Below are 3,847 nucleotides of genomic sequence, written 5' to 3'. Positions count from 1 at the left end.
CACTATAGAGGTGTGGCCATGGCGTCACGCACGGTTTCCGATACAACCCAACTTCCTTTTGTTCGGCTTAAGTTGACTGTTCATCAGTCGTGCTTGACGGGTGCGCGGGCGGACGGCAGGCTGTCGGGCAGTGATCGTCAGGAGAGGGGCTCGATGACAGGTCCGGTGCTCGCCGTCGACCAGGGCACGTCCGGCACCAAGGCCCTGGTGATCTGTCCCGAACGGGGTGTCATCGGCACCGGGTTCGCCGCCGTACGGCCCCGGAACCTGCCCGGTGGCCTGGTGGAGGCCGACCCGGCGGAGCTGTACGAGTCGGTGCTCGTCGCCGGGCGCCGGGCACTGGCCGAGGCGGACGAGCCGGTCGCCGCGCTCGGGCTCGCCAACCAGGGCGAGACCGTCCTCGCCTGGGACCCGGACACGGGCCGCCCGCTGACCGACGCGCTCGTCTGGCAGGACCGGCGCGCCGAGAGCGTCTGTGCCGAACTGGCCGAACACGCCGAGGAGTTGCGTCACCTCACCGGACTCCCGCTCGACCCCTACTTCGCCGCGCCCAAGATGGCCTGGATCCGCCGCCATCTGACCCGCGAGGGCGTCGTCACCACGACCGACGCCTGGCTGGTGCACCGGCTCACCGGCGCCTACGTCACCGACATGGCCACCGCGAGCCGCACCCAGCTCCTCGACCTGAACCGGGCGGAGTGGTCGCCCCGCGCCCTCGCCCTCTACGGACTCTGCGCCGAACGTCTCCCGGAGGTCGTGGCGAACGACCGACCGGTCGGCACCACGAAGGAGTTCGGCCCGGAGATCCCGCTCACCGGTCTCGTCGTCGACCAGCAGGCCGCGCTGCTCGCCCAGCGCGTCACCGCCCCAGGCGGCGCCAAGTGCACCTACGGCACGGGCGCGTTCCTGCTCGCGCACACCGGCGACACCCCCAGACGCGGCACCTCCGGACTGGTCAGCTGCGTCGCCTGGCGGCTCGCCGGACGCACCAGCCACTGCCTGGACGGTCAGGTGTACACCGCCGCCTCCGCCGTGCGCTGGCTCGGCGACCTCGGCGTCATCACCGGCGCGGGCGACCTCGACCGGGTGGGCGGTGCGGTGCCCGACAGCGGCGGTGTCACCTTCGTACCGGCCCTGGCCGGGCTCGCCGCCCCCTGGTGGCGCGGCGACCTGCGCGGCTCGCTCACCGGCCTCGGTCTCGACACCACCGCCGGACACCTGGTGCGTGCCCTGTGCGAGGGGCTGGCCGCCCAGGTGACCGAACTGGCCGAGGCCGCCGCGACCGACCTGGGCACCCCCCTCGACGTACTGCGCGTCGACGGCGGCCTGACCCGCTCGGCCCTGCTCATGCAGACCCAGGCCGACCTGCTGCAACGCCCGGTCGAGGTGTCGCCGCTGCCCGATGCCACCGCCCTCGGCGTGGGCGTGCTGGCCCGCCTCGGCGCCGAGCCGGACCTCACCGTGCGCGACGCCCTGCCGGACTGGAGGCCCGCCGCCGTGTACGAGCCGCGTCTCTCCGCCGCCGAGGCCGCCGACCGCCTCGGCTCCTTCCGCGCCGCCGTCGCCACCCTGCTCGACCGGACGCCCGCATGACGGTCACCGCCGACGGGCCGCTGCCCTCGAAGCCGTACGACGTGACGGTCGTCGGCGCCGGGGTCGTCGGCTGCGCGATCGCCCGCGAACTCGCCCGCCACCCGGGCCTGCGGGTCGCCCTCGTCGAGGCCCAGGACGACGTCGGACAGGGCACCTCGAAGGCCAACACGGCCATCCTGCACACCGGGTTCGACGCCCACCCCGGCACCCTCGAGGCACGCCTGGTCCGCGACGGCTCCCGGCTCCTCGCCGCCTACGCCGCCGAGTCCGGCATCCCCGTCGAACCGGTCGGCGCGCTGCTCGTCGCCTGGGACGAGGAACAACTGGCCGCACTGCCCCGCCTCGCCGAGCAGGCCGTACGCAACGGCCACCGCACCACCCGGCCGCTGGAACCCCCCGAGCTGTACACCCTGGAACCCCGCCTGGGACCGGGCGCGCTCGGCGCCCTGCACGTGCCGGGCGAGAGCATCGTCTGCCCCTGGACGACGACACTGGCCTACGCCACCCAGGCCGTCCACCACGGAGTGGACCTGCACCTCGACTGCCGGGTGGACCGGGCGGACCCGCGGGACGGGACGCACGAGCTGACCACCTCACGGGGCACCCTGCGCACCCGCCACCTGGTCAACGCGGCCGGACTGCACGCCGACACGTTCGACCGAGGGCTCGGTCACCACACCTTCACCGTCACCCCGCGGCGGGGCCAGCTCATCGTCTTCGACAAGTTCGCCCGCGACCTGGTCCGCCACATCCTGCTGCCGGTGCCCACGGCCCTCGGCAAGGGCGTCCTGGTCGCCCCCACCGTGTACGGCAACGTCCTGCTCGGCCCCACGGCCGAGGACCTGGACGACAAGCGGGCGACCATGTCGACCGCCGAGGGCCTGGCACTGCTCCGCGAGAAGGGCCGCCGCATCCTGCCCGCCCTCCTCGACGAGGAGGTCACCGCGGTCTACGCCGGACTGCGGGCCGCCACCGAACACGACGACTACCGCATCACCGCCCACCCGGAGCAGGCCTACGTCACCGTCGGCGGCATCCGCTCCACCGGGCTGACGGCATCCCTCGCCATCGCCGCCCACGTCACCGGCCTGCTGGCCGGCTGCGGGCTCGACCTCGGCCCCGCCCGGGACCTGGAACCGGTGCGCATGCCGAACCTCGGCGAGGCGTTCCCGCGTCCCTGCCAGCGGCCCGAACTGATCGCCGCCGACCCCGAGTACGGCACCCTCGTCTGCCACTGCGAACGCGTCACACGCGGCGAGATCCGCGACGCCCTCGCCGGCCCGATCCCGCCGCGCGGCCTCGACGGCCTGCGCCGCCGCACACGGGCCGGGGCGGGCCGCTGCCAGGGCTTCCACTGCGGAGCGGCGGTGCGGGCGCTGTTCGAGGAGGCGGGCGCGTGACGGCCGAACGCCGGGTGGACGTCCTGGTCGTGGGAGCCGGTCCCGCCGGCCTCGCGGCCGCCGCCCTCCTCGCCGCCGCGGGGGCCGGGCGCGTGGAGGTCCTGGACCGGGAGCGGACGGCGGGCGGAGTACCGCGCCACTGCGCGCACGGCGGCTTCGGCACCTGGACGCGCCCGCTGACCGGACCGGCGTACGCCCGGCTGCTCGCGGCGGCCGCCGGCCGGGCCGGTGCCGTGGTACGGACAGGCGTCACCGCCCTCGACTGGGCGGGCCCGCTGACCTTGGCCACGGTCGGCCCCCGGGGCCCGGAAACCATCGCCGCGCGAGCGGTCGTGCTGGCCACCGGCGCCCGCGAACGCCCGCGCGCCGCACGCCTGGTGCCCGGCACCCGTCCGGCCGGGGTGTACACGACCGGGGAGCTGCAGCAGGCGGTGCACCTGTACGGGCAGCCCATCGGCACCCGGGTCGTGGTGGTCGGCGCGCAGGACGTCTCCTACCGGGCGGCCGGGACCGTACGGGCCGCCGGTGCCGAGGTCGTCGCCATGGTGACGGACCTGCCGCGGCCCGCCACGGCACCCGCCCGCTCCCTGGACGCCCGCCTCCGCGCCCGCATCCCCCTGCTCACCGCCACGACGGTCACCGAACTCCTCGGCCACGGCCGTCTGTCGGGGGTCCGGGTCCGCCACCGCGACGGCCGCGCGGCCGTCCTGCCCTGCGACACGGTGGTCTTCACCGGCGAGTACGTCGCCGAAGACGAACTCGCCCGGCGCGCCGCCCTCACCCTCGGCCCCGGACCGCACACCTCACCCCGCCGGCTCTTCGCCGCCGGGGGGGTGGTGCGTGCCGCTGAGAGC

3 protein-coding genes are annotated in these 3,847 nt (G+C 75.3%); all 3 read left to right on the top strand.

Features of this window, described 5'->3' with window-relative positions:
* The first annotated feature begins 153 nt into the window (after window positions 1–153).
* Window positions 154–1,593, top strand: coding sequence for an FGGY family carbohydrate kinase (locus ACFW2E_RS43065; protein WP_384476511.1), 1,440 nt, complete (start codon window positions 154–156; stop codon window positions 1,591–1,593).
* Complete coding sequence (locus ACFW2E_RS43060) at window positions 1,590–2,993, top strand: FAD-dependent oxidoreductase (protein ID WP_384476508.1); 1,404 nt, start codon at window positions 1,590–1,592, stop codon at window positions 2,991–2,993. Before ACFW2E_RS43065 ends, ACFW2E_RS43060 begins: the two co-directional genes overlap by 4 nt.
* A partial coding sequence (locus ACFW2E_RS43055) for an FAD-dependent oxidoreductase (protein ID WP_384476505.1) occupies window positions 2,990–3,847 on the top strand: 858 nt, incomplete at its 3' end. The genes ACFW2E_RS43060 and ACFW2E_RS43055, both read left to right, overlap by 4 nt.

The sequence above is a fragment of the Streptomyces sp. NPDC058964 genome (assembly GCF_042741275.1).
Lineage (GTDB): Bacteria > Actinomycetota > Actinomycetes > Streptomycetales > Streptomycetaceae > Streptomyces.
The sequence above is the reverse complement of the archived record's forward strand: the minus strand, read 5'-3'. Positions and strand labels throughout refer to the sequence as shown.